We start from the raw sequence: 26,717 nt of genomic DNA, 5'->3' as shown, positions 1-26,717 counted from the left end.
ATGACCATGTCACCCCAAGAAGTTCAAACCTATGTAACAACCTATCTCGAAGCCATGGAATGCCAGATCATGGAGCGTTCTCCTGCACATCTAACTGTTAAACTATCGCCGGAGGCCGACAAGGCTCTAACCAACCGTCCGTACTATTGGGGATTTGTTGAGCGCACTGGAGCTCCGGCGGAGACGATGTCCTTTACGTTCGTATTTGATCCGGCAGCGCATCAGCAAGCCATCGAGGCAGCAGAAGCCAGAGCCGCTCAGGCATCTCCCTCGCTCTCTCCAAGTCAGAGCGGACCTGTCGGCCCAGGCAGCGCAGGGTCTGGTTCCGGACCAGATGCACCTAAAGAAACCATTCTTGGCCGCTATTTTGGCATTACTCCAGCTCTGCCGCAGCTCGGGCCCGGCCGCATCCTGCGTGAAGACGTCGTCTATGGCAGTCGCAGACTGCAGCAGATCTTCGAGGCAGCCCGTGAAGGCGGCGCATTCGTGAACCTGTTTGAGCAGGCACCCAAACGTCAGCTGCGCGCTGCGGCACCAGCTGTATATGAACCATGGCTTGGTGTATGTTTCAAAGTGGAATTCGCCTGTGATTTGAAACGGGAGGAGCTCCATTTTCTTGGCATCTCCCTTCGCACAGGTGAAATTATCGAACAATTCGGTTCCAAGCTGAACCGGCGAGACCTCAGCCCAAGGCTGGCTGAGAACATGCATGTCCAGACAGCTAAGGTATCGCTGTCGGATGCTGGAGCAGCACTCGAGAAACACCTTACCAGGCGTCTGCTGGAACTGGATTATGGTTGGGCTGAACAAGCCAAGGCACGACTGGACCTGGAACTTGCTGTGGTTGATGCGTATTACGAAGCCGTACTTAGGGAGGATACGCCTGAGGTTGAGTTAGACGACAATTCCACAGGAGCTGGTCGTGATTCTGCTCCCACCGGGCAAGAGCTCGGGACTAATTCCATGAAAATTCAGACTGTTGAAGGGGATCACTCCCATGTCCCCCCTGTGAATCGAATATCCGCAGGCAGGGCTGGATTGGAGACACACTCGGATGTCGAACTTGCTGCTGAACAGGCTGTCCCCTTAGATGAGGAAACGGATACCGAGCAGGAGAAGGCACGCCAGGCGGTTCTGGACCGTGAGGCGATGAAACTGCAATACGAAACCCGCCGGACAGAAATGATCTGGCAGTATGAGCCCAAAGTGAAGGTCACGGCCATAAGCAGCGGCATGTTTCATTTAAGATAGACGCAGACACTACTTTTCCAGCAAATGACGGCAAAAGTAGTGTTTATTCATGAGCAGCCACCCGACAGGTTGCAGCAACCTTTGCATCGCTTGTCCACTAGAATGAACCTAGAAGTGATCGTGCAGCGAATAATCGTCCCTGTTCGTCATAATGTACTCCAGAAAAAGAAGGTGTTAATTATGAACCGAATCTTTCATAGGCCATGGCTTGTCATCCGCCGGGCAGCAGGCGTGGGTGTCATGTGTCTTTTGGGTTTAACTACGTTGTCCACAACATTGCAGGCAGAAGATGCCTTAGGTTTGCAGGCAGCCACCACAGAACTTTCCTACCAGTTAACGACGGCAAAAAGCGATGCTTCCCATGCATCTGACAAGTTTGCTCCTGCTGCTGTTCAGCAGTTTGCTCTTCAACAAGTCAAGGCCTTGGGCTCCTTCCAACAGATGGACCAGGGCTGGAACCGGGCACAGCTAGACTTTACGCCTCTTGGTCCCGGAACGCACAGCTGGCTTGTAAACGCTCATATCGATGGAACACCTGTTGGATATATGATTATCACAGCTAACCGCATAGGGAAACTGCAGCTAAGCGAGTACGGACAGGGAGAACACAATCCGTATGACCTCTCTCTGCTGAAGCAGTCTCTTCAACGACATAATCTGAGTCTGAAAGAATTGTCACATGCAGAGGACATCCAGTTACGTTATGCCTCCCCTCTTCTTGCCTACTGGAAAGTAGAGCAATCAGGTGCTGGCACCATCTACATCGATGCAACCAACGGTGACACTTTACCGAATGGTGCTGTAAAGGCCATGGAGCGTGAATCTCGTGTTGAATATACTCGCTCTCCTTCTCCAACGCTATCCGTGTCTGTACAACTTCAATCCGGAACAGATGAACTACCCGAGGTTTCATCCTTTTCAGCGGATCCGATCAACGTGCAACCGAATTTTGATCCTGCCGAAAATCTCTTGTGGATTACTTCGGAAGCCGTCCCTGTAACAAGCTTGCAGCCGTTAATACAGCAGTGGAAAAACCATCAGGCCATCGTCTTTTCGGCAGATGAGCGCAATGTATTATATGGAGGCCCTGTTCCTGTTACCGGATATCAGGTCTGGAGAATGAATGACGGTTCGGAGAAAATGGAATATGTAGCGATTGGGGGACACTTTTCCGTAAAACGTTTCGTTCCGATCGACACGCTGATGAACGACGGTCATTTTTATACTTTCACGCCGTGAAGCCGTGAGTTTTGTATAGTCTCAAGCAAACACAAATAAGACGCCTTCCTCTGATTTCATAATCAGGAACGCGTCTTTTTATGTTGAGTCTAAAAGCCGTTTATCCCTTTCCAGAAGAGCTTCGTTTCTGCATTTCCCCACGAGGATCTAATGCTTTTTCCTTTTTCCCTACCCACAATGATACGGCAAAGGGGAGCATGCCAAACCATTTCATCGCCCAAGGCTCTTTTACCTTGGAACGACCTTTCCGTTCTTCCTTCGGTGTATCTATAAAATGAACAACACGCTGTGTAATATACTTCACCAGCTCATCACTTTTGGCCATCCATCTCTGCCTCCTTCTTTACCTGAGCATGATTCGAGATGCTCAATTGTAATTCGCAAGCTTACGATACATCTATTGTGTGCAGAACAGTCCATGCATAAACATTTTTTTTGCTGCTGAGAGTATGAAATAACCAAGAATGCACAGTCTAATGCCAAAGGTATCCATCCTAATACGCCATTGCAAGAGATTCCTATGAGAAAAAGGAGCGTGCATACACATGGTTAAGCTGCTATCTGCGTTAGTGGCATGGCTAATCGGGTTCAATTCAATACTAATGTTACCTGCGCAAGCAACCTCCGCGGTTATCGAGTCATCCTACCCCAACCAAAAATCAGTAAGTCCTACCCTGCTGCCTGTAACGGATGGTGACAGTTATCGTTCCACGCACCATGCTTTTGCAGCTCCTGTCATCCTGCTGGATGTGGGACACGGGGGTATTGATGGGGGTACGTCAGAAGATGGGGTGCTTGAAAAAGACATCAATCTGTCGATCAGTCAAAAGGTGTACCTCCTGCTTCGCAGCAAAGGATATGCTGTCATCATCAACCGGCTTGGAGACTACGCCCTTAGTGACGAAAACCGCTGGCTGAACAGCAGATCCCGTCATCGCAGGGATCTGGCACAGCGCAAGAGTCTCAGTGAAGAAGTAAGCACGGATATTGTGGTCAGCATCCATGGGAACTGGAGTCCCAAATCGTCTACAAGGGGGCCAGTTGTTCTTTACCAGAATGAAGGCAGGAGCTACCTTCTGGCAGACTCCATCCAGACCGAGCTAAACCACCTGTTTGGCACTCGGCGCGGTGTTGTGTGGGGTAAGCCTTTCTACCTGCTGAATCAGATTAAACAACCGGCCGTTATCGTTGAAACCGGATTTCTGAGCAATGCAGAGGACCGGGCCATGATGAATGATCCTGCAGAGCAGAAACGCATTGCCCAGTCCATTGCCGATGGCATTATTTATTATTTGTCGGTAGTGTAGGGGCAGCATGCCAGTGCCAAACTTCACGCACCAGATCACCGATGCCAACAAACTCGATCTCACCCTTCAGCCTGGTGACGGATTCGTGAACAACGCTGGATGTGTTTAGTCCCGTCTGACCCACATGTCCAATGACAACGCACATATTCTTTTCGACAGCTCGCTTGGCTGCCAATTCCATCTGATGGCGAATATGCGGCTTAGAGTTCTGGTCGTCCAGGAAAATATCGTTGCCGACCGGAGGCATGCCTTTTGATACCGCGAGTTCACCCACGACCGAACGGAAATTTGTACGACTGTCTACAAAAAACAGCCCTCGTTCCCGGCAAACATCAAGCACAATTGACATGATTCGTTTGTCTGAAGTAACTTTGGAGCCCATATGATTGTTCATGCCGATGGCGTAGGGAACATCATCAATGGCTTTCTCCACTCGTTCGCGGACTTCATCGTCTGTGAGACTGGATGTAATCGCACCGGGACCGAGCCATTCAGGTCTTCCTGATTTGGGTTCCATGGGCATGTGTACGATTACATCCATTCCTTTTTCATGTGCAGCCATAGCGTCTTTTTTGGTGGTGGACAAAAACGGCATGACCGCAAGCGTCAGCTTGACTGGCATGTTCAAAATTTCTGCCGTGCCTTTCATATCGTTGCCCGCATCATCAATAATGATCGCCATTCGTTTCGACTGTGATTGGGGTTGAGTCATTACCACTGCCTGAGCAGGTTCTGTGACCAGTGGTTCTGCACTACAGGTAAACAAGTTCACTCCATAAGTAATAAACAGCATACTCACCATCAACCATACAGTTCGAATCGTCCATGTACTGGACCGTACTTTACGTTCGGCCTTTTTCATCCATCGTTCCCTCCTTTGTTCGTTCCCCTCATTATTTGAACAATGAAGAAGGAATATGTTAGACAAAAAAAGCCTGTTCCATGCACATGAAAAAGCCCTCCTTTTAGGAGAGCCTTCCACTATATAATCCATTCCGTCCAGCTCACTTGGTTTTCCATACCTCCATACGCTGCGCGTATTTCTGGTTGATAATATCCTCCACTTTCTCATCCCCTGCCTTTTTCATATCCTCTAGCATTTTGTCAAATATGGCATTGGCTTCTGCTTCAGTCGGGGCAATAATGGCTCTGGTAATGCTTTGGTCCATAATATCCTTGACCTTTTGTGCCGTCAGAGCTTCGGGTGTTCCCCCATCCGGATTGAGGTTATCATATTCAGCAGTATCCCATACCGAATCACCAAGACTTTTGATGGCCAGTTCATCCACTTCGCTGCGCTGATATTTGACGGCCATGTCGTACGGCTGTCCGTTTGGATCCAACCCATTTTTGATAAACCACAGCCATTTACGAACCCCGCTTGTTTTCACCGTTTCATCCCAGTTATCCTTGAAGCTCTGCAGGAATGCAGGATCAGGTTGACGTTTTCCATCCACCATGGTGTATTGTTCGCCTTCCTTACCCCATAGGAGCAAGTGCTGTCCTTCATCACTCGCCAAATAGTTGAACAGCTTCATCGTTTCTTCCGGGTGTTTATTATTTTTGGTTATGGCAATGGCATCCCATCCGAGCGAGCTTCTCGGTCCAAAGGTCGTTTGGGCCGGGTCCACACCAGGAGCTACGACTTTATATGCGAATAATTGATTCTTCTCACCGCCATCCTTTTTCAATGCGGCATTGCCGTTGCCCGGATCCCAGTACGCGCCTGGTGTGGAGAATACCGCACCTGTTGTGAGCTTCTGAATCCATGTTTGTGTTTTGCTAATGGCGAATTCCTTCTCGATCAGTCCTTCTCGATATAGACGGTTCATATATAAAAGCATTTCACGATACTTCGGATCTTTGACATCATATTGCAATCTGCCATTATTATCGTAGTAGGTTTTTAACCCCCACATGCCCTTGAAGGTACCCAGATTCGCTCCCATATTCTCTCCATTCATCGTCATGGGAACCGATTCTTTACCATCAATTGTGCTGTATTTCTGTTTAAACTGTTTAAGCAGTGCTTCAAACTCGTCTGTCGTGAGCGGCTCGGAGCCATCCGCTTTCTCAGGAGCAAGCTCTTCCAGCAGGCTTTGCCTCATCAGCATACCGAAGACTGGATCACTGTCGAGTCCATACCAGTTTGCCAGGTAATAGTTTTTGCCGTCCGTATAACGTGTCTTGGTCAAGGTGTCCCCGTACATTTCCTTTAAATCTGCTCCATATTTCTCGATTAACTCATCAAGCGGAATAAAGGCTCCGCTAGAAATATATTTGTCCAGTGAGGCATCTCCCCGGCTCATGACCACGACATCGGGGTAATCTCCACTCGCCAGCATCAAGCTCAGCTTCTCCGTCGGATTTCCCGTCGGCTGCTGTATGGAGATCTCTATTCCGGTTTTTTCGGTGATTTGCTGGGCAACCGCATCAGTGAATGGCTCACCTTTGGTATTGCCATCAAACCAGGTCAGCGTGATCGGGCCTTGTTCAGCTCCTTTTTCACCTGTACCTGCACTATCTGTCCCCTCGCTCGAAGAACATCCCGCAAGCAAACCTACGACTAATGCAGCAGTAATACCCATAACCATCCATTTTTTTGTCTTTTTCATTGACACCCTAATTCCTCCCAATGAATGAAGTGACTTGCGTGTATTATGGAGCAAACCAACGAATCTGTACCACCCCCTTTCAGGAGTGAAGGAGTGCCTGCCGAGAAGCCTTCCTCTGGCAGCCAGACCAGCAATAATTAACTTTTTACTGCTCCGAGCGTCATGCCTTTGACAAAATACTTCTGCAAAAACGGATAGACGAGAATGATCGGCAACGTAGCAACCATCGTCGCAGCCATTCGTATGGTGTCACTCGAAACAGCATTCCGCTTGGCTGAGTTAGCCAGCATCTGCGTTTGAGAGATCATCCCACCGGTCTGAAACTGACTCAGGATTTTGACAAGTACGGCTTGCAAGGTTTTCAAGTCTGAGCTGTACGTGAATGCATAAGAGTCAAACCAGGAGTTCCAGTGTCCAATAGCTTGGAATAATCCAACTGTCGCGAGTACAGGCGTGGTTAGCGGCATGACAATTCTGAAAAAAATCGTAAGATCATTAGCTCCGTCCACCTTGGCTGATTCCTCAATCTCATGAGGAAGCTGCTCCATGAACGTTCGTACAATAATCATGTAAAACACATTCATCAGACTGGGCAGAATGAAGACGGAGAACGTATCAATCATGTTCAGCGCTTTGAGTACCATGTAATAGGGAATCAATCCGCCGCCAAAATACATCGTGAATATGAAGTACAAATTCCAACCCTTGCGCCCCACCAAATTCCGCCGGCTCAGCGGATACGCCAGCATCGTGATAACCAGCACCGAGAGCGGTGCACCAATCAGTGTTCGTTTGACCGTGACCCACAGCCCATTCAAAATTTCACTGTCTTTCAAAATCTGGCTGTAGCTGTCCAAGGTTGGCACGCGTGGCCACAAGTAGACACCGCCCCGAACCGTATCCTCCGCGCTATTCAAGGAAAGGACAAGTATATTCCAGAAAGGCAGAAATGTAACCAGTAAAACCAGGACCAGAATGAGATATACAAAGAACTTAAATATCCGATCACCGAATCGGTTTAATAACATGATGAGCACTCCTTTCCTTCTTGGTTAGAACAACGCCTGATCATTCACCTTTCTTGAGATCCGGTTCACAATAACAACGAGTATGAAAGCAACGACAGATTTGAACATTTCAACGGCAGCTCCGTATGAAAACATGCTGTTCTGCAAGCCGTATTTGTAGGCATAAATATCGATGACTTCCGAATACTCAAGTACCGTATTGTTTTGCAAGAGATACTGCTGTTCAAAGCCTGCATTCAGAATTCCGCCGACTGCAAGAATAGCCAGTATGACAATGGTTGGACGCAAAGCCGGCAGAGTAATATGCCACATTTGCTTAAATCTGCTCGCCCCATCTACCCTCGCAGCTTCATAAAGTTCAGGGTTAATGGAGGAAATGGCCGCAAGATACATAATTGCGCTGAAGCCCATCTCTTTCCACATGTTGGACAAGGCAATAATCCACCAAAACAAAGGTCCATTTTGCAGGAACGCGATCGGATCATCCACAATACCCAGCAGCACCAGAATATTATTGAGCATACCGTCTGAAGCCAGGAGTGTAATGACAATATTGGCCGCAATAACCCACGAGATGAAGTGGGGCAAATATGATACCGTCTGTACAAAGCGCTTGAAAAATCCCTGTCTGGCTTCATTCAGGACAAGCGCAAGGATGATTGGCGCAGGAAACCCGAACAACAGTGTGAGCAAGCTCGTTGCGAGTGTATTGCGCATAACCCGATAGAAATCACCTGTGGTGAAGAAATATTCGAACCACCGGAAGCCTACAAACTCTGCATGAAAAAACTGCCTAAAAAAAGACTCCCCTCCCGGCTGATAATTCGTAAATGCCATATACAGTCCGAACATGGGACCATAGGAAAACAGCAAAGTTGCAACGAAGGCAGGCAGCATAAGCACGAATAACCATTTTTGTTCTTTTAGTCTGCTGATCAGATTATTGCTCCTGACTGTTTTGATAGCGCTTACCTTATGCATCAGATGCCCTCCCCTTTCTTTATACCATCATGATTGGCCTGATTCAGATTCAGCTGATTACCTTTTTATCTTAATTTTGATAGCGCTTGCTTTCCATACTTCAATTCTCCGATAAATGCCGCTTTTTAAAGATGTTTTCGGTGAAAAGCGTTATTGGTTTTCCATATTTCGTCTGCTATGATGAACTCTATGAAATCACTTTCAATTGAGAGAGGGCTGCTCGATGCGTCCATTTTACAGAAAATACATTTACATGCCTTTTGTTGATTTAAGCTTCAGATCCAAACTCTTTCTTGTTTTTGTCCTGGTCACCATTATCCCGATGATGCTGCTGGTTTATTTCTCGTTCGAACTTACCAAATCCAAGCTGACGGAACAGCTGTACATCAACATGATGAATTCAACCGCCCAGATCACCAAAAACCTGGAGAATAAACTCGATAGCTATGAACATATTTCAGCCTCCATTTATCTGGATAATCGACTTGCCAATTACCTGACGACAGAGTATCAGGATGATCCTTCCTATCTGGATGTTTATAATTACATTGGCAATCGCATCGATACCATTATGGCTGCCTACCCTGATTTTGATAGCGCATTCATTTATTCGGACAATCCGTCTCTGCCTAAGGATAACTACTATATCAAGCCCATTACACCCGAAGTTGAGGAGACTGAGCTGGTCCAGAAGCTGAAACAGTCGTATGGTAATATCATTCACCTCTCCTCCCCGCAAACGGCGGATGGACCTGCCATGTTTACCCTTGCGAGACTGCTGAATAATAATAGCAATCAATATCCGTATGGGATGCTGGTATTCCAAATTTCCGAGTCGGTTATCTATTCGTTAATGGAGAAGGAAGCCGGAGGCAAAGACATTTTTATCATGAATGACCAAGGTGTTATTCTATCTTCTGCGGACAAAAAATTAATCAATACACGGTTGCCGGAACTGCTTGACCAACAGTTTGATGACTCTCTTTCCGGCAGATTCGACACGACCTATCAGGGCGTTAAAGCACTAGCCGTCTATAACACACTCAAAAATGGCTGGAAGACCGTCTCCATCTTCCCTTATGAAAGTATTATTAAAGATGCCAAATCACTGTCGCAGCTTATGATTAAAGTGTCACTTGCCTTTATAGGTGTGGCTCTGCTGCTCATTTATATTACGGCTTCACTGTTCAGCAAACGCATCCGGACCTTAATCCGTATGATTCGCCGGATTGAGCGCGGAGACTTCACACCAACACATGAGGAACAATTGGGCAGTGATGAGATTGGACAGCTTCACTTCGCGTTCCAGCAAATGACGATCCGTTTGAGAAGTCTCATCACCGAGGTATATCAAAAAGAACTGCAGAGCAAGGAAGCCGAGCTCGATCTTTTGCAGGCCCAGATTAACCCTCATTTTCTGTATAACACACTGGGCTCGATCTCTTCTCTCGCGATTAAACATCAGGATCCGCAAATTCAGGAGATGGTATTAAATCTTGCCAAGTTTTATCGGATATCCCTGAACAAAGGAAAAAGTGTTCTGACTATCAATGAGGAGTTGAAATTAACCCAAAGCTATAACGCCATTCAGCTGATCCGATTCAAGGGGCAGTTAAATTTCATTTATACCATTGATCAGGCGATTTTACCCTACTCCACGGTTAAGCTTGCTCTCCAGCCATTTGTTGAAAATGCGATTATTCATGCCGTTTGGAATCAAGAGAGGCCGCTTAATATTCATATCAAAGGGGTCTTCGAAAATGACTCGATTATCCTATCCGTCATGGATGACGGGATGGGCATGTCGCGTGAAACCCTTCTATCTCTACTTGAAGACAAACCAGGACGGGGATATGGTATTTCCAATGTGGACCGGCGGATTAAGCTGAAGTTCGGAGAGAATTACGGTGTCCACGTATACAGCAGATTGGGTGCGGGGACGACTGTGCAGATCATCCTTCCACAAAAAGCCCTTTTATAACACTCATGAATGCCATCGTACTATTCTATACAAAAATACGGAAATAGGGCTGCGGAATTGCTCCGCAGCCCTTTGATGTTCTACTTCAGAATCAAATTGTAGATGACCTGTGCCGCTTCTGCCCGGGATGCGATCCCTTTGGGCTCAAACTTGGCATGTCTGTTTCCTTGAATCAGGCCCAGATTGGCTGCTTCAGTTACTGAATCAGCTGCCCATGGTGACACCAGATTTATATCGCCGAATATGGTATCGTTGGTATCAACAGGCTCCTGATCCTTCCCCAAGGAATAACCCTTCATTACCATGACTGCCATTTCCTCGCGAGTAATCGGCAGATCTGGTCCGAAGGCATCCCGACTTTTGCCGCTAACAATCCCGGCCTTGTACGCGATGGAGATAGGCGCAGCATACCAGCGATCTGCAGCTACATCGCGAAACTCCATTTCCCCGGCTGTGGTCAGTCCCAGAGAATGTACGAGCATTGAAGCGAACTCGGCCCTTGTGACCTCACGGCCTGGTTCAAACAGGCCTTCATGTGTACCTTGGACAATCAGCTTGGCCGCCAACTCATAAATAACAGGGCTCGCCCAGTGGTAAGCAGGGACATCTGTGAAGGAGCGCTCCAGCTCCAATACAGCATATGTGCCGAATTCACTGATTTCCCCTGTTAACACATTCGCTGCATATTCACCTCGGACAAATTCAAGCTTACCTTTATCTCCAATCGCATACATACCACCCTTAGAAGAAATGAAACCTTCAACCGCATGCAGACTCAACACGACGGGCTTATCAAACTTGGAGAGTGTTTCGTTTAACCCTGATTTGCTCTCAATGGATATACTGATTCCGTAGATTTCACTCTTCAATGAAACCTTGGCTTGCTTCATGACCTGTGCTGCGGCAATGATCTCGTTCCCTTCACTGCCAAGTGGAACCATCTTGAGTGAGATGATGCTTCCTTCCTGCTGCTGTTCTGGCAGCTTATTCATAAGCTGCTGAAGCACTTCTGCAGGAATGTGAAGGCTTAGCTTGCCCGATTTCAACACCAGTGCGTCGTTTCCAAGCTGCTTGACAACAGCTGAGAATAACTGCACTTCCTGCGTATCAGCCTTGATTTCCACGACGGCTTGACCTGACTCTTTGTTCGTTTTCAGCATATCTGCTGTGATGGACAGGATTGTAGTCACACTCTCTTGACTCCCGTTGTTCTCATTTAGGCTGCTGCCATGAGTATTGCCAGTACTTCCTGAGTTTCCTGGCACGCCAGGGTTCCCTGGATTACCCGGGTTGCTCGGATTGCTCGGATTGCCGGGAGTATCTTTCATTTCCGTCAATTTCACCATTCTTGATTCAGCTGCTTCCAGCGTCACCGACCATGAACCCGATACGGATGAAACTTCGCCTGTCCAGAGGTCTATTAGCGAATACATTTGGGCAGCATTCAATCCGGCACGTTTCAAGTCGATCGTCCGCTCAGCGGAACTGGTCGCGCTGTAGTTAAATAAGGCAAGATAATAATCATCCCCATCCTTCAACACAAACGTATCCGCAGCATTGGCGTTGGTGTTGCCTTCAAGAGGCCTGAATACTTTTCCTTTCCTCGCAACATTTAGAACATCCCTATTGTTGTACAGTGCAGTCATGTACTCCTGAGCCTTGGAATTATTCACATCATCGGAAGCCATCATGACCGTTCCCGCAATGACACCCGAGTTCACCCGACTGCGAGCTTCGGTCAGACTTGATGCTTTGGCCAGTACCAAATGGTCAGGGTCGGTATAGGAATATATGGTTCCATTTTGCCAGAAGCCGTAGGTCAGCGAATTTAACATGTATTCTGTCTCGTTAATGCTGCCGTACGAATCACATGAGATACGTCTGCTGTGCGCATATTGGCTTGGAAAGATCGGTGCAATGGATGCACTGATGAACATTTTTCCGTCCAATCGCTCTTCCACATAACGCATACCTTGATTGTAAGCCTGGATGCCAGTGGTTACTTCCTCGTCATAATGCTCCCCTTCCAGAGAACCGTGAGTCAGAAAATCCAGTTTGATGTAGGTAAAACCAAGATTCTTGAACTTATCCAGAAAATAATCCATCCGCATCTTGGCTCCGGGATGTGTCACGTCCAGGGGATAGGCCCCGTCCAGGGTAGGCAGCGGTTTGCCGGTAGAATCCTTAAGAACGATATCACCATACGTATATTGGTTGTTGGTGCCTTCCACCGACTGGTTCATATTGTTTCCCCAATACACGAATGGTGCCCAATAGATACCCGCATGCTGACCGTTGCCCTTTATAACGGATACAGCCTGTGCAAGTTCTTCATCGCTCAGGTTATCCCAGTAGGAATCCATGTTGATAAATACATTGCCCTCGTTGTTAAAATTCTCCAAGTTGTTCTTAAAATAGTTGGAGACATCCACAACGTTCTGATAAGACAGTGTACTGCCATACGCTCCCCAGCTATTCCAGCCAAAGGGAACGCCTTGCGGAAGTTCCGGATTTAATTCCAGTGGTGGCGTAATGACTGCATTGGCCTTACCGTATTCTTCAAGACCTGTCCGGTAATCACTGAACCCTCCCACCATAATCAACGGCGAGGACAGCTCCGTTCCCGTCAGACTGCCATGCGGCTGGGTGTCTCTTGTCACATCAGTGGCAGCTCCGCCATATACGGAAAGTTCATGAATTCGGTTGGCAGATCCTTGCCAATCAATACCTGTTTTCCAAGTATCATGTGTTACCGAACCAATCACCAATCCGTTACGTGTTGCGTTATTGAAGATGGCCGTCATTTCATAACTTGTATCTGTCCGATTCATGGTTTGAGATTTATACCTAATCCATGCATCATTGTCAAAAGGCACGGTGAGTACACGATTGTCCGAGCTATCACCGATGTCCACCCCACCTGTATTGGTCACCGTAATCGGGGACATGTAATTCGTATGGATCTCCGTTTCCCCAACTGCATTTAAACCGGTCAGAAAATACGCCTTATCTTCATAGAAACGATACACCTGCTTCAACGTCGGTTTACCAGCAGATGTGTGGACAAATGAAAGCTCGATTCCTTTGCCGAATCCGTCTTCCAATTCCAGTGGTGCACCAGCAGTGGTATGTTCCTCATAATCTTTGCTCTGCACGAGAGACTCATCACCGAGTTTCATGCTGCTGTATACGCCCCGTAGCTTCTGCCCGTCAGCCCAGCTGTAACCAACCAATCCTGACTGGGTATTATAAGTTACTTCATAATGTTCGTTTGCCACGAGAAATCCGTACGTATAATCCGTTACCGAAATTGTTCCATATTGGTGTGTATCCCCTGGTGTGCCCAGGTCTTCTTCTTCACCGGGATTCCCGGGCTCTGTCTCACTATCATCCAATCCGGCAATGACAATTTTGTCGATATCAGGTGAATACCAGTTGTTGTCATCGATCAGGATCGAGTTGCTCCCTGCGTTCAAGGGCAGCGTTACATCATATGTGCCTACGGTATCCCAATCCGCAGTCTTCGGTGGTTCTTCGAATTGTTTTGCCCCGCCGTTGGCACTTATGTTGAACGGCCGGGGATCACCCGAAATGTAATAAACGACAACTTTATAGTTTCCCGACTCGTTTACGATCACGTTATTGAATTGCAGCGAACTACCTTGGTACATACCTCCGACCTTTTTGCCCCCCGATGCAGATGGACTATCCGATACACTCGCATTTCCGCTCAGCGTATTCCCATCCGCTTCGGCTTCATAGCTGTTAGGTTCACTGGCACTTACCATGGCTGCCGTTGGACCGATACCTGTCACCAGACAGAAGATCAAAAGGAATATAAAGGATTTTTGCAGGACTCGTTCTAACATAACATCCCTCCAACTTCAATGATTAGGCAAACGTTCGTTTCACATGGATCATTAAGCAATAAATCACCATTGTAATCGCTTTCAATTCATTATCTGGTTTCTCATCCTCCTTTATTCTTTCGTTGTAATAAGGGTTAAGCGCTGCATATTGGTTACATGCCTAATTGTAAAAAGAGCGACAGGAATGATCCATATCGCAATGTTACGATTCATATTTGAATTTCTCTCTTTTACAAAACAATCAGGCGATTTATAAACGTTCAGATCGATTTCCTGTATTCATTCGGCGTTACTCCTTCATTCTTAAGAAAAAGAGAAATGAAGTAGGACGTGCTCTCGTAGCCTACTCTCTGAGCAATATCATGAATCTTGAGCGAGCCATCCGCCAGCATCTCCCTTGCTTTGCCAAGCCGGATACGCGTCAAATAATCATGGATGGTCATTCCTGTCTTTTCCTTGAAAATGGACCGCAAATAGTTAGGTGACAGATAAACCTGTTCAGACAGGCTGTTAATCGTAACCGGGTGATTGTAATTTTGATCAATGAGGGTGCGTACCTTATGAATCAGTTTTTCATTTTTATCCATAAATCGCTCTCCCAGCAGATTCACGGCGTGACCTGCCGCATCCAGAATCAGCCCCTCTATCTCATGCAACGTCGATGCATTATAAATGGAGTGATACAGCTCGGCTCGTTGAACCCCCTTCGATAAGTGCTCCTGCACCTGTTCCAGCAGTTCATCGACGAGATCGATGGACCAGTCACATATCATCTTCTTCTTGATTCGCATGGCAGCCAGGGCATCAATATATTGATGCAGCTTCTGTGCTGCCCACTCAAAATCCAGTTGATGTATCGCTTCAAACCATTCTTTCTTCTCAAAAGGCGGCATATGTTCGCTGTACAATTGATTCGTTACGGCTTCTGCATGGATCATCGTTCCGGTTCCTTCGTAGAAACGCTCATTCAGGATCACACGCATTTGCTCGTATAAATAGTGGAGATTGGACAATTCGGCAGCTTCGGCTCCGACCGCTGCAGTCACCGTAAAATCGAGTGCACTTCGCATTGCCACAGCCAAGTCCTCCCAGGCGTAATACCCTGGCTGTTGGTCTGCATCTATAAACAGTCCTGTCTCGCCTTCCTTGTAATCAACAAAGGTAGCCTTCAGATTCTTCGCCTGGAAATAGTAATTCAGATAAGCCACCAGCCTGGTGGTGCATTCTTCCAGACTCTGCTGCTCTTCTTCGGCTTCAATGGGATCGATGCTGAACAAGGCCAAGGCATACCGTGATGTCACGGGCAGACGGGTCAACCTGCTATAATCGGATGCCAGCTCCACAGCACGAGTCGTGTCTTTTTCATAGGACAGTTCCTTTAGAATCTTGGTTTTAGCAGCCTCCGTGGAACGTTTCTTGATTGCAACTTCTTCACAGCGCTGTTTCACTTTCGAAATAACGCCTTCAATTTCATTCAAATCAAGGGGTTTAAGCAAATATCCGACCGCTCCGACATGAAGCGCTGATTTCACATAATGGAATTCATCATGTCCCGTCAGGAACATCACTTGAATGGAATCATACAACTCATGTATTTTTCGAGCCAGGTCAATTCCGTTCATAATGGGCATCTGCACATCGGTAAGTACAATATCAGGCTGAAGGGCCTCAATCTTCTCCAAAGCCTCTCTGCCGTTGCTCGCTGTCCCAATAATGTAGATCCCCATCTCTTCCCAGCGAATATAATCTCTCATCATCCCAAGCCCGAGCTCTTCGTCGTCTACGAGAAAAATACTGTACATTGAAGTCCCCTCCATTTAAGCTATCTCTGTCTCTATTATATGTTTTCTCTCCCATTCGACCAGATCGGTTATGATACAATTGCTTATTGGCATGATTTATCGGTCAATCAAGTCCAGCTCACGATTAAATGTGTAACTTCCTCCTGCTTCGGCATGAAAAGTCGTTCTCCGCTCTCCTCTGCATACGGTGTACGTTCCAGACGTAAATGCACGGATTGTGGCGGACGTCAGCTCTCCATCCTCCCAAACTGCATCTACTTCGGCATTGCCTTTGGCTCTTAGCCCGGTTACCTTCCCCTTACTCCAAGCCTGCGGCAGTGCTGGCAAGAGATGAATTTCGCCTGCGTAACTTTGCAGCAGCATCTCCGCAATAACCGCTGTTCCTCCGAAATTTCCGTCAATGACGAAAATATTGGTTTCTGCACCGGCAATGCCTGACTTGGAATACGTAAACAGATTATCGAAGCACAGTCCACTTATCAGGTGCGAGACATGTTTGTAGGCCATTTCTCCATCATGCAGCCTCGCAAAACCGAGTCCAAACAGGGCAGCCGTAAATTCTACATCCTCCAGTTCCTCTTGCAGCATCCGGTTTTGCATCGTCACTCTTGCTGCCGCACTAAGCTCAGGTGTCCGCTCAGGCGTGATCTGATGCCCCGGATACAGGGCGAATAGATGTGAGAGATGCCGATGCTCCGGCTGCGCTTCCTCATAGTCCTCCAGCCATTCCTGCAGCTGTCCTTTCTTCCCAATCTGCAGCGGTGGCAGCATATTAACAGCTTCTCTCAGTTGTTCACCGAAATCCTGGTCCCTCCCCAGTAGTTCAATCGATTTTAGGCAAAATTCAAACAGCTCACGCACCAGAATCTGGTCTAATGTCGTTCCCATCGAGAGCTGGTGCACAGCACCGCCAGCTGTACCCGGATAGAAATGATTCTCCGGAGAATTGGATGGCCCAGTCACCAGCCAACCATATTCGGGATGAATGTCCATATAGTCGAGATAGAATACTGCGGCTTCTTTGAGCACAGGATAAGCCGTATTTTCCAGAAAATCACGGTCCTGGCTATATTCATAATGCTCCATTAAGTGAGTGGCGAGCCACAGTCCTCCGGTAACATTCAGCCCCCACGATGTATCCCAGCCGGGAAGTGTAAATCCCCAGACGTTAGAGAAGACATGCGCAACCCAGCCTTCACTGCCATATAAGTTACGTGCCGTTGACTTTCCGGCTGCTGCAAGGTCTTCAACAAACCTCATGAGCGGAAGATGGCTGTCTCCCAAATTCGTAATCTCTGCCGGATAATAATTCATCTGGGTATTGATATCCAGGTGATAATCACAGCTCCAGCCCATACGGCATGCTTCTCCGTCATTCCATATTCCCTGAAGATGAAGGGGAAGCGGAGAATTGGCACGCGAACCGGCAATGGTCAGATACCGGCCATATTGCAGAAATAGCGCAAAAAGCTGGGGATCATCATCCCCACCTCCAGCCAGCAGCCGGATGCGCTGATCTGTCGTTAGATTACTTTTGCTTGCAGTCCCAATCTGAATGTCGACCTTGTTATACTGCTCTGCGTAATCCTCGATGTGATCCATTCGCAGAAGGGAATATCCTTTGCCTACTGCCTTATCGAGTATTACACGGCTCTCCTGTTTCCACTCCGGTCCCGTTTTGCGATAATCGGTACTGACAGCAAAGTAAATGGAGGCCTCATCCGCTCCCTGGACGGTCAATATTCCGTCACTCCCGGTAACCGTACCGCCAGCGACGACAACCTTCACATACCCTTCGGCCGATACACCACAGTTGCCGTTGCTATGAACATTCTCGGTAGCCTGGCCCTCAAACTTCAATGTACAGTCATCCATTATTATGCTGCGGAACGATCCCGCGTCTCCCTCCAGACGGAGCGAAAAGGACACGCCCCCAGAGCGATCACTCCAAACTCTGGAAACAATTAGGTCGTCAGCATGTGATGCAAAAACCTCACGATACACAGTTGCATCCTTGTTCCTCCAGGCAGCCTTGGCCAGCGCAAGGTTTAAGTCCAGCTCACGGCGGAAGCTTTCCTCTAGCGTTCTTTCAGGGGCCTGCTCGGCAAATTGTATGACAACCTTGCACAGCCCCAGATTGGTGCCGAAATTCTGCTTGTCGGGCTGCAAATATTGCTTCGCAAGACGATCTCCCTCATCATAATTGCCGGAATAGAACTGACGCCGCATCTCCTCCAGTGCCCTCTTCCCTCCTGTAAGAGCCGGCTCTGGATCTGCTTGACCGGACCAGTAAGTCACCTCACTCATGCTCCACACTTCACGATTCGGTGCAGCCATGACCACAGCTCCCATTCTTCCGTTCCCTAGGGGCAATCCTTGATTCCAATTCACTGCTGGGGTCGAGTACCACAATGTAAAATCGTCCATTTCACGTCCTCCTGTTCAAATGGATTATCTGAATCTATAATGACGAAAACCAAATAAAGCGCGCTGTCTGTGTCCAACAAAAGCGCGCCTATTATTAGGTTGATGCAGATTGTCAGCTTCTTCAAACTGTTAATCTGAAAATTTTGGATTCAGCTGGTTCCAGCATTACGCTCATATGGCCGCTGGCTTCCCCTTGTCCCCCTTCCCATAAATCCTGATAACTGTACACCGTACTTGCATCCAGTCCGGCTCTCTCCAGGGAAACCGTTCTATGTGCGGCATTCGCAGCATCAAAATTAAAAACGGCCAAATAAAAGCTCTTTTCGTCAGCCGATTCCAGTACAAATACGTCTGATGCCTGCTTCCCACAATCTCCTTCCAGCGGACGGAACGTTCGGCCGAGCCGGGCAATGTTCATGATTTCCTTGTTGGCAAGCCAGTCTTTTGCCCGCTCCGCAGCTTCTGCCTGACGGAAATCATCTCCGAGCAGCAATACCGTACCTGCAATCACCGAGGCGGTAAGGCGGCTTCTTCCTTCGTGCCAGCCAGTTGCTTCCTGGTTGAAGCTCTTATACAGCACGGAATGGTCCGGATCATTGTAGCGGTACAGCGTATTGTTCATCCACCAGCCATGGGTCAATGAGTTTAACAGGTATTCCGTATCCTGAAGCGTACCGAAGACATCGCAGGAAATGCGGCGACTGTGAGCGAAGGCATACGGAAAGATCGGCGCAATGGACAGGTTGATGAAGAACGGGCGGCCAGTAGCCTCCGGTGAGAGCTTTTGCTGTAAATAAAACATGCCGTGGCGATACGCTGCAATCCCTGTTGTGATCTCGGAGTCGTAATGCTGCCCTTCAAGGGCACCATGTGCAAGGAAGTCCAGCTTAATATACTCGAATCCTTCCGAGATGAATTTGTTCGCAAACCAGTCCATTCTCAGCAGATTTCCGGGATGCGTCGGGTCTATAGCCAAACCGCCATCTACATCGGGCAAAACCTCGCCTTCCATGTCTCTAAGCAGAATATCCCCGTAGGTATACTGGCCATCTGTCCCTTCCACGACTTGGGTGAACTGTTCGGGGCTCCCCCAGAATGTAAATGGCGTCCAGTAGGTACCCGCCCTGTGTCCATTTTGCCGTACCCGGTCCAGCGCATCTTTCATCTGTTCAGGTGTAAAGTTGTCCCAGAAGGCATCAAAGTTAACGTATAAGGTCTCTTCGTTCTGGAAACCCAGAGGCTGCACTTCCTTCTTCAAAAAATCACTGGTCGACGTATACAAGTCATAATCGAGTTTACTCATCGCTGCAGACCAGCTGTTCCAACCGACCGGAACGCCGTCCTTCCATGGCAGTGGGGCCTCCATCCAGGTGTTGGCACGGCCATAAGCTTCGAGTCCATCTCTATAATCTTCGTAAAATCCGATGAATGCGAGTGGTGATTCAATGATTTTCCCAGTCACATATCCATGCGGCTGGGAATCGCGGGTCAGCTCACTGACAGCTCCGCCATAGAGATCCAGTTCTTCAACGTGGCCGCTCTTCTCGCTTTTAAACCGGATGCCCGTTTTCCATACCTCATGCGTGAGTGAACCCAGAATCAACCCCCGGCGGCTATCCGGCTCGAACACGGCTGCAGCTTCATAGCTTTCGACATCCACTGGAGGTTTGACAACCGTGTATCGAACCCATTTGTCGTTATCAAAAGGAATCCGCAGGATGCTGAGCTCTTCCTGTTGATTTCCTGCGTTAAGCGTTACCTGTTTGGATTGAACGACCGCGATGCGATTGACCTTGATCTCTTTATCACTTTGGATTGTGCTCTGTACCAACACAAACGGTACAGACTCGTATACATAGAAATGCTGTTCTAGTTGGGGAAGCTTGGACGACTGGTGCAGGATCACCAAGTGCACTCCTTTGCCGAATCCTTCCCGGACAATAGCTTCCTTGCTTTTCAGCTCATGTCTCTCATAGTGTGCCGTGTTATATTCCCGGCCTTGCCAGCGAAAAGCGCTGCGGAAATGGTTAACAAAACAAGAGCGGTTGTCATTGCACGAAGCCTCACCATTTTCAAGATGAATCTCCAGATTTACATGGCCGTTGCTCACTTGGATCCGTGTGTCATTCTGCTGCACTTCAACGGCTGTATCGTTCGTTAGCATCATATGCCTCCTCGATGTTGCATGGTTGGTTGGCAGGAGCGGTCATCCCCTCCCCCAAGTCTGCCCTCATTATAAAGACAGGACAGACCGTAATCCATGCACCGATCTTCCGATCCATATCGCGATTTAACACACTTCCTGGCAAAATGTTTACTGGTCACCCTCCACTGCAATACTGTACGTTTGGCCAGCTGCTGTTGGAAATTTCAGTGTCGAGGCATTGATGCGGATCACGTCCAACCGGGTGCCATTCGAAATTACGATGAGCGGGACATCACTACGAAGTACACAATCCGTAGCCAGCATGGAGGTGATCTGCGCTTCGGCGAGCTGTCCCCTATCCCACCAGATGCTAACTTCAAAACCGCCTCGGGCACGCAGCCCGGATACGTAGCCCTTCTGCCACGAATCCGGTAGGGCCGGAAGCAATTCAAGATACGAAAAGTGAGACTGCACCAGCATCTCGGCAATGCCGGCGGATGCGGCGAAATTACCGTCAATCTGAAATGGTGGATGCGCGCCAAGCAGATTGGCGTATACTCCGCCGTGGTTGTACTGCTCCGTGTCCCCGTCCTGAACCAGACGGAGCATGTTGGAGAGCAGTCGCAAAGAACGGTTACCATCCCGGAACCGACTCCAGAGAGCAACACGCCAGCCCAGGCTCCAGCCTGTACTTTCGTCTCCGCGACGCTCCAGTGAAGTTCTTGCCGCGGCAAACCATTCCGGCGTTTCCTCCTCGGACAACTGCCGTCCAGGATATACACCTACAAGGTGCGAAGTATGCCGGTGGTATGTATCCTCATCTTCGAAATCCTCCGACCATTCCTGAAGTTGACCATACTTACCGACTTGCAGCGGCTGCAGGCGTTCCCTGGCGCTCTCCAGCTCCTTCCTGAATTCCATGTCTGTTCCTAGTCGTTCCGCGGCTTCCATGCAGTTGGTGAACAACTCCCAGATCAGGGAAATATCCATCGTTGAACCCAAGCTGACCGCTGCTACACCTTCTGCTGTGCGAAATTTATGCTCTGGAGAAGTGGATGGGGCTGTAGTCAAATTTCCGCTTCCATCTTCAATAAGCCAATCAAGTACAAAGAGTGCCGCCTCCTTCATGAGAGGATAGGCGGTTGTCCTCAAATATGTTTCATTTCCGCTAAAAGCATAATGCTCCCATAAATGCTGGGTCAGCCATACGCCACCCATTGGCCAATACGCCCAGCTTGGATCTCCACCTCCGTAATTTCCAACCGGGGCTGTATGCGCCCATAGATCCGAGTTATGATGAGCCGTCCAGCCACGGGTACCATAGTTAACCTGTGCAGTCTCAGTACCTTTCTCTGCCAGATTACCGATCAGATCCAGCAGAGGCATGTGGCACTCCGCCAAATTACAGACCTCAGCCGGCCAATAGTTCATCTCCGTGTTAATGTTCAAGGTATAATTGCTGCTCCATGGCGGACGGGTAAGTGCATTCCATATTCCCTGAAGATTGGCGGCCTGTGTACCAGGGCGAGAACTTGAGATCAGCAAGTAGCGTCCATAATGAAAGAGCAGCTCCACAAGTCCTGGATCTTCTGCCGCATAGGTCGTAATCCGCTGGCTTGTAGACATGCCTTCCGGAGCGAGCGGCGTACCGAGGTGCAGTTTCACTCTGTCAAACAGGGAGCGATAATCCGAGGTATGGGCGTCACGCAGACTTGTATATGGCTGGGCTATCGCCATGTTCAGTCGTGACCCATTTATCGCTGTGACATCTCTTTTCTCCCCTTCAGGCATGTTGGCATAGCCATTAAAACTTGTAGCTGCACTGAAATAGAAGGTGGCAGCCGTTGCCCCCAATAGATGTATTCCTTGACTATCCACAATCACCTGTCCATCCCCTGCTGTCACCGCCAGCTGTCCTTCGAAAACCATGCCCTTCCCGGCTCCCGGTTCACCGTATCTTATGGGATTATCGCTTGCGACATAGCTGGGGTCCACATGTTCCGGAGCGGTACCTGATAATACGAAGCGATCTTCCTTTACTTGAAGTGTGTGCCGAAGCGGGCTGTCCAGAGCGGCATGCACATGGAGTTTCCCCTGTACACTTGTGGTTAGACGCAGCACAATCACCTGATGGGGATTCGAAGCAAACATCTCACGCTTGTAGGTAACGTTCCCAACCTGGTATTCAACGCTGTGCAGTGCCTGTTCTATATCCAGCGTCCGTTTGTAGGAATGATGAATACCCCCATGCTCAAAACGAAGAAGCAAATCTCCGAAGGGCAAGTAGGATTGCGTATAGGGTCCCTGCATCTCTCTCGTCAGCGTATCTGCCTCCTGGTAGCGTCTCTCCTGTATCAGCTTGCGAACCTTCGGCAAAACCTCCTTCGCGCCCGGATTATTACCGTCCTTAGGATAGCCCGACCATAAAGTGTCCTCGTTCAGACTGATTTTCTCCTGCTCTACTCCTCCAAAAATCATTCCACCGACACGACCATTACCAATGGGAAGCCCCTCGGTCCATACACTGGCAGGTTTGTCATATTGAAGTTTCATAGGTTCTCTCCCTCATTGCGTTTTGGCATTGCTACTGACTGTATTGCCTTGAATATCAACTTCAGTGCAAGCGGTGATATGGACGAAGTCTTCAATGCAGGACCGCAGATCCACTCCGCCAGCACGAACGATTTCATTCGATCTGAAGACTAATCCGGAGGTATTCTTGGCACATAAGAGCATAACGTTGCTGCACGTCTCGAATTGATTGTTCTGAATAATCACCTGCTTGTGAACGGGTAAACCCTCATCCATCTCTTCGTTTTCCGGCGCAATGGAGATAACCGGGTATTCCTCGCTCCCGCATTCAATGAAATGATTGCCTGTAATGGTCACATCTTCTACCCTCCCTGACTCATACCATGACTTGGCATCCGCCGCTACTAAAATAGCACTCATATGCATCCGTTCGAACACATTGTTAGCAATCCATACTTTACGCCGGGTGGTTACCAGAATGCCCCGAGTCGGGACCCTGGCAAAATAGTTATTCACAATCTCTACCTCAGGTGTCCAGGTGATGTTCTCAATCACATCCTCGCTGCCTATATCTTCGGGAAGACCATGGGCCAAGGTCAAAATGAACTCACGTGCAGTCAGACGTTGGACTCCCACCACTTGGTTCGCTGCGTAGGTGGTAAGAGAGCCAGCACGAACAAACTCGATCTCGTCCCCTGGGTAAAACGCAGGAAGACCATACGTCTGGGGATGCATGAAACGGACTTTTACAAAATTCTCCCCCATTCGCTCGATGATACGAAGATAGGTCCCATGCACATTAATGGAATCATCGTGTGAACCTATAAAACGGCTGCCCTCCACCACGACCTTGCCTCCACAGCTGGACAGATGAAGAAAATCGGCGAAGCCGGCAACCGTTCTTCGGGTTTCGATACGAGGAGTCATATTCATTCGGCGAAAAGTAAGATTACGACTGAATTGGCCCACAACACCAAGTCCATGCATGAAATGCAGACCGACATTTGCAAAGGTGACGTCTGAGCATTCAGTGATAAGTACACCCACCTGATCACGAAGCCCATCCCGGTTTTGCAGGACATGACCAAGGCCGACATCAGGGGAGAAATCAAAATGAAAACGAAGCAGTCTCGGCTCGATCTCCTCAACTTTTATCACCTGTTCCAGCCAGTTGTCCATTCTCCATGTTGTATTGCGCAAGGGATCATAGGTCTGCATCGGACCGTTCATAAAGCTCCAACCCTCTCCGACCCAGGTCAGTTGTCCGTTAAGGATCTTATACCGGGAATCAGGATGAACCCTGGCATCGAAATAGCTGCTTCCCCTGTCTACAATCGTCATCTCGGTCACCGTTGGCCGGTCATAGTCAGTACGCAGATTGCATATCTCCACATTGGTGCAACCGTCCAGAACGAGCATCGTCTGCTTCCCGTGGAAAATAAACAATGAGTCGTTGCCTTCCAGTTTTAGTCCATCCAGACCTTTCAACCGCAAGCCAATCGTCTTAGTGATATCCGGGTTCTCTTCCTCACTGGCTGTATTTGAGATGTAATATGGAGCCTGAATGGCCTCATGCGGATAAAAATGATACCTCCCATGAGCACAGTCCAGAACCACTGGTCCGGAGATTTGAGAAGCTGCCCGAATGGCACGAGTCATGGCAGGTTGAGTATCCTGCTCCGAATCCGGCTGAGCCCCATAATCCGTTAATCGAATAATCACAGGTGCAACCTCTGCAGCTTGTTTCGACCGATGAATGATTATCCACCCTTTCTTGTTGGTCATTGAACGAAGACTACTCTCATCATCCTTATGCTGTGAATGCAACAAACATCAGGTGCCTGGTCCAACTCAGGCCCTGATGTTCGAATCTTCACCTGCTATTTGGACGCCTCGTAGGCCTTTTGCAAAATTTCGAGATAACGGTCCAGCTTCAGGTTTTCCAGACCTTTAACATACGCATCCCAATCCTTGTTCAGATCCTTGTTGCCTGTAATGAATTGAAGCTGGTTCTGCTCAATGTAGTTTCGGATATTGGTTTGCAGCAAGCTTGCTTCATCAATTTCGGAAGGATCAATCCATACAGACCAGATCGGGAACAGCTCTTCTGGCTCATGTCCTTCATACAGCAGCGTAGCATCATACAGTCTGCGCTCATAACCGTCGGAAGCATAGATATCCGTGCCTTGAACAAAGGTATCCCGATACTCCTTCGGCATATAAAAATGAGCCATTCCGCTCCAGCCCGCATTGCGCGGCGCCTCTCCCTCAGCCATCGGAATCTGTTTAACCATCGGCTTGGAATCCTTGCCGAGTGCCACGTCGCCTTCTCCCGGATCGGTCCAATCGATTCCTTTCAGACCACTCGCCCCGTTCGTTTGACCTTCGGCAGTGAACATATAGTCCACCATTTTAATTAGAGCAATCTGCGCTTCTTCGCTTGCCTTGTTGGTGATGACAAATTTGGCTCCCGGAGATACGCCGCCCCCATCATGCGTTGCGTACGACACGCCTCCCGGTCCGGAAATCGGAGGTACAGGGTTATAGTGTGCCGAGCGTGTATTGCCAGGATCAATGTTTACGAAGATTGCGGGATGCATTCCTGCCCCGACGCCGAGAATTTCTGCATCTGCATTTTCCCCAATTTTCTTAAAGGCTTCAGCGTTCTGTGTAAAAGCTCCTGGATCAATGAGACCTGCATCGTACAACGATTTGATATAGGTCAATCCTTCCTTCCACTCCGGCGTAATGGCTGCGGATTGAACCTTTCCTCCGTCCATTTGCAGGTAGTTGCGGTCATCATCGTACACAAAGGCATTCATGAGGAATGGAATGATGCGTACACCAAATTCCTCGATGGAACCGCTAAGGGGTACTTCATCCGCTTTGCCATTTCCATTCGGGTCCTGCGTTTTGAACGCCTGCAGCACATTTTTGAATTCCTCCGTCGTGGTTGGCATCTCCAGATTGAGCTTTTTGAGCCACTCCGTATTCATCCACATCTTGCTCGGATAGGAGCAGTGGAAACATTCCGTATAGGCAACAAGGCCATAAATGTTGCCATCCGGTGCTGTGTTAAGCGTTTTCAAATTCGAGTTACTTTCCATCGCTGCTTTGATGTTGGGAGCATATTGATCAATCAGATCGTTGAGTGGAACGAGAACGCCCTGTTTGCCATATTTCAAAAGATCGGCTTGGGAGAATTGGTCAATGTAATGAGTAAGCAGGTAGGCATCGGGATAGTCGCCACTTGCCAGTGAGATCTGGCGCTTCTCCTTGGCTCCGTCCGACGGATTGATCTGCCAGTTGAATTTGATGTTGAACTTGTCTTCCACGAATTTGGTGAATTGGTTGGTCGGGATATCGATCCCCGATTCCTGTACGGAAAATACACTGATGTTCACCGTACCGTCTCCTGCAGCCGGCTCTCCTGATTCAGGGCTTGACGAGTTGTCACTTGAGCATCCGCTCATTACAATCGTGAACGCCATGAGCAGCATGAGTATGATTGTCAGACTTTTCTTCAAAATGGATCACTC

16 protein-coding genes are annotated in these 26,717 nt (G+C 48.5%); 4 read left to right on the top strand and 12 right to left on the bottom strand.

The genetic code is table 11. The features are described 5' to 3' along the window. Together MHB82_RS10440 and MHB82_RS10435 are read left to right on the top strand one after the other, a co-directional pair. Complete coding sequence (locus MHB82_RS10440) at positions 1-1,251, top strand: YqhG family protein (RefSeq protein ID WP_341174612.1); 1,251 nt, start codon at positions 1-3, stop codon at positions 1,249-1,251. A 24-nt stretch (positions 1,252-1,275) separates the two neighbouring features. Continuing rightward, complete coding sequence (locus MHB82_RS10435) at positions 1,276-2,490, top strand: hypothetical protein (RefSeq protein ID WP_341174611.1); 1,215 nt, start codon at positions 1,276-1,278, stop codon at positions 2,488-2,490. Between the two features lie 100 nt (positions 2,491-2,590). Here MHB82_RS10435 and MHB82_RS10430 read toward each other — a convergent pair whose 3' ends face one another. Next, a complete protein-coding gene (locus MHB82_RS10430; RefSeq protein WP_341174610.1) occupies positions 2,591-2,815 on the bottom strand; it encodes a YqzE family protein in 225 nt (74 codons plus the stop codon). 220 nt (positions 2,816-3,035) lie between these two features. Between MHB82_RS10430 and MHB82_RS10425 the strand changes: the two genes are divergently transcribed. Beyond that, entirely contained in the window at positions 3,036-3,797 is a 762-nt protein-coding gene (locus MHB82_RS10425; protein WP_341174609.1) for an N-acetylmuramoyl-L-alanine amidase, read from the top strand. On the opposite strand, the gene MHB82_RS10420 is transcribed toward MHB82_RS10425, so the two are convergent. The 4 genes from MHB82_RS10420 to MHB82_RS10405 all read right to left on the bottom strand — a co-directional run bounded on the left by MHB82_RS10420 (position 3,772) and on the right by MHB82_RS10405 (position 8,421). Next, positions 3,772-4,599, bottom strand: a complete 828-nt coding sequence (locus tag MHB82_RS10420; protein ID WP_445671254.1) for a divergent polysaccharide deacetylase family protein — start codon at positions 4,597-4,599, stop codon at positions 3,772-3,774. The genes MHB82_RS10425 and MHB82_RS10420 overlap by 26 nt on opposite strands. 202 nt (positions 4,600-4,801) lie before the next feature. Beyond that, a complete protein-coding gene (locus tag MHB82_RS10415) occupies positions 4,802-6,412 on the bottom strand; it encodes an extracellular solute-binding protein (protein WP_341174607.1) in 1,611 nt (536 codons plus the stop codon). Positions 6,413-6,549: 137 nt separating this feature from the next. Next, positions 6,550-7,440, bottom strand: coding sequence for a carbohydrate ABC transporter permease (locus tag MHB82_RS10410; protein WP_341174606.1), 891 nt, complete (start codon positions 7,438-7,440; stop codon positions 6,550-6,552). A gap of 24 nt (positions 7,441-7,464) precedes the next feature. Further along, positions 7,465-8,421: an ABC transporter permease gene (locus MHB82_RS10405; protein WP_341174605.1), complete on the bottom strand. Its 957-nt coding sequence runs from the start codon at positions 8,419-8,421 to the stop codon at positions 7,465-7,467. 253 nt (positions 8,422-8,674) lie between these two features. On the opposite strand from MHB82_RS10405, the gene MHB82_RS10400 reads away from it, so the two are divergent. Next, a complete protein-coding gene (locus MHB82_RS10400) occupies positions 8,675-10,402 on the top strand; it encodes a cache domain-containing sensor histidine kinase (RefSeq protein ID WP_341174604.1) in 1,728 nt (575 codons plus the stop codon). Positions 10,403-10,482: 80 nt separating this feature from the next. Here the strand turns inward: MHB82_RS10400 and MHB82_RS10395 are convergent, their stop codons facing one another. From MHB82_RS10395 to MHB82_RS10365, 7 genes are all read right to left on the bottom strand, one after another. Further along, complete coding sequence (locus MHB82_RS10395) at positions 10,483-14,271, bottom strand: S-layer homology domain-containing protein (RefSeq protein ID WP_341174603.1); 3,789 nt, start codon at positions 14,269-14,271, stop codon at positions 10,483-10,485. A gap of 260 nt (positions 14,272-14,531) precedes the next feature. Further along, the gene (locus tag MHB82_RS10390; protein ID WP_341174602.1) at positions 14,532-16,073 is read right to left on the bottom strand and encodes a response regulator; all 1,542 of its coding nucleotides are present in this window, start codon (positions 16,071-16,073) and stop codon (positions 14,532-14,534) included. A gap of 96 nt (positions 16,074-16,169) precedes the next feature. Beyond that, complete coding sequence (locus MHB82_RS10385) at positions 16,170-18,500, bottom strand: glycoside hydrolase family 95 protein (RefSeq protein ID WP_341174601.1); 2,331 nt, start codon at positions 18,498-18,500, stop codon at positions 16,170-16,172. A gap of 121 nt (positions 18,501-18,621) precedes the next feature. Next, positions 18,622-20,664, bottom strand: a complete 2,043-nt coding sequence (locus MHB82_RS10380; RefSeq protein WP_341174600.1) for an alpha-galactosidase — start codon at positions 20,662-20,664, stop codon at positions 18,622-18,624. Between the two features lie 150 nt (positions 20,665-20,814). Then, on the bottom strand, positions 20,815-23,199 hold the full coding sequence (locus MHB82_RS10375; protein WP_341174599.1) for a glycoside hydrolase family 95 protein: 2,385 nt from the start codon (positions 23,197-23,199) through the stop codon (positions 20,815-20,817). Positions 23,200-23,211: 12 nt separating this feature from the next. Then, positions 23,212-24,963, bottom strand: coding sequence for a right-handed parallel beta-helix repeat-containing protein (locus MHB82_RS10370; RefSeq protein ID WP_341174598.1), 1,752 nt, complete (start codon positions 24,961-24,963; stop codon positions 23,212-23,214). A 95-nt stretch (positions 24,964-25,058) separates the two neighbouring features. Next, positions 25,059-26,705 carry an extracellular solute-binding protein gene (locus MHB82_RS10365; protein WP_341174597.1) on the bottom strand — a complete coding sequence of 549 codons (1,647 nt, stop codon included), beginning with the start codon at positions 26,703-26,705 and terminating at the stop codon, positions 25,059-25,061. Positions 26,706-26,717: the final 12 nt, after the last annotated feature.

The organism is Paenibacillus sp. FSL K6-2862 (genome assembly GCF_038005125.1).
GTDB lineage: Bacteria > Bacillota > Bacilli > Paenibacillales > Paenibacillaceae > Paenibacillus > Paenibacillus illinoisensis_A.
This window is presented reverse-complemented; position numbering and strand designations above follow the sequence as displayed.

What these genes read in the sequence shown, in the direction of transcription:
- MHB82_RS10410 (WP_341174606.1), bottom strand. Translation starts at nt 7,440, where the DNA reads ATGTTATTAAACCGATTCGGTGATCGGATATTTAAGTTCTTTGTATAT.
- MHB82_RS10375 (WP_341174599.1), bottom strand. Translation starts at nt 23,199, where the DNA reads ATGAAACTTCAATATGACAAACCTGCCAGTGTATGGACCGAGGGGCTT.
- MHB82_RS10385 (WP_341174601.1), bottom strand. Translation starts at nt 18,500, where the DNA reads ATGGACGATTTTACATTGTGGTACTCGACCCCAGCAGTGAATTGGAAT.
- MHB82_RS10420 (WP_445671254.1), bottom strand. Translation starts at nt 4,599, where the DNA reads ATGGTGAGTATGCTGTTTATTACTTATGGAGTGAACTTGTTTACCTGT.
- MHB82_RS10405 (WP_341174605.1), bottom strand. Translation starts at nt 8,421, where the DNA reads ATGCATAAGGTAAGCGCTATCAAAACAGTCAGGAGCAATAATCTGATC.
- MHB82_RS10380 (WP_341174600.1), bottom strand. Translation starts at nt 20,664, where the DNA reads ATGCTAACGAACGATACAGCCGTTGAAGTGCAGCAGAATGACACACGG.
- MHB82_RS10435 (WP_341174611.1), top strand. Translation starts at nt 1,276, where the DNA reads ATGACGGCAAAAGTAGTGTTTATTCATGAGCAGCCACCCGACAGGTTG.
- MHB82_RS10440 (WP_341174612.1), top strand. Translation starts at nt 1, where the DNA reads ATGACCATGTCACCCCAAGAAGTTCAAACCTATGTAACAACCTATCTC.
- MHB82_RS10430 (WP_341174610.1), bottom strand. Translation starts at nt 2,815, where the DNA reads ATGGCCAAAAGTGATGAGCTGGTGAAGTATATTACACAGCGTGTTGTT.
- MHB82_RS10425 (WP_341174609.1), top strand. Translation starts at nt 3,036, where the DNA reads ATGGTTAAGCTGCTATCTGCGTTAGTGGCATGGCTAATCGGGTTCAAT.
- MHB82_RS10370 (WP_341174598.1), bottom strand. Translation starts at nt 24,963, where the DNA reads ATGACCAACAAGAAAGGGTGGATAATCATTCATCGGTCGAAACAAGCT.
- MHB82_RS10400 (WP_341174604.1), top strand. Translation starts at nt 8,675, where the DNA reads ATGCCTTTTGTTGATTTAAGCTTCAGATCCAAACTCTTTCTTGTTTTT.
- MHB82_RS10395 (WP_341174603.1), bottom strand. Translation starts at nt 14,271, where the DNA reads ATGTTAGAACGAGTCCTGCAAAAATCCTTTATATTCCTTTTGATCTTC.
- MHB82_RS10415 (WP_341174607.1), bottom strand. Translation starts at nt 6,412, where the DNA reads ATGAAAAAGACAAAAAAATGGATGGTTATGGGTATTACTGCTGCATTA.
- MHB82_RS10390 (WP_341174602.1), bottom strand. Translation starts at nt 16,073, where the DNA reads ATGTACAGTATTTTTCTCGTAGACGACGAAGAGCTCGGGCTTGGGATG.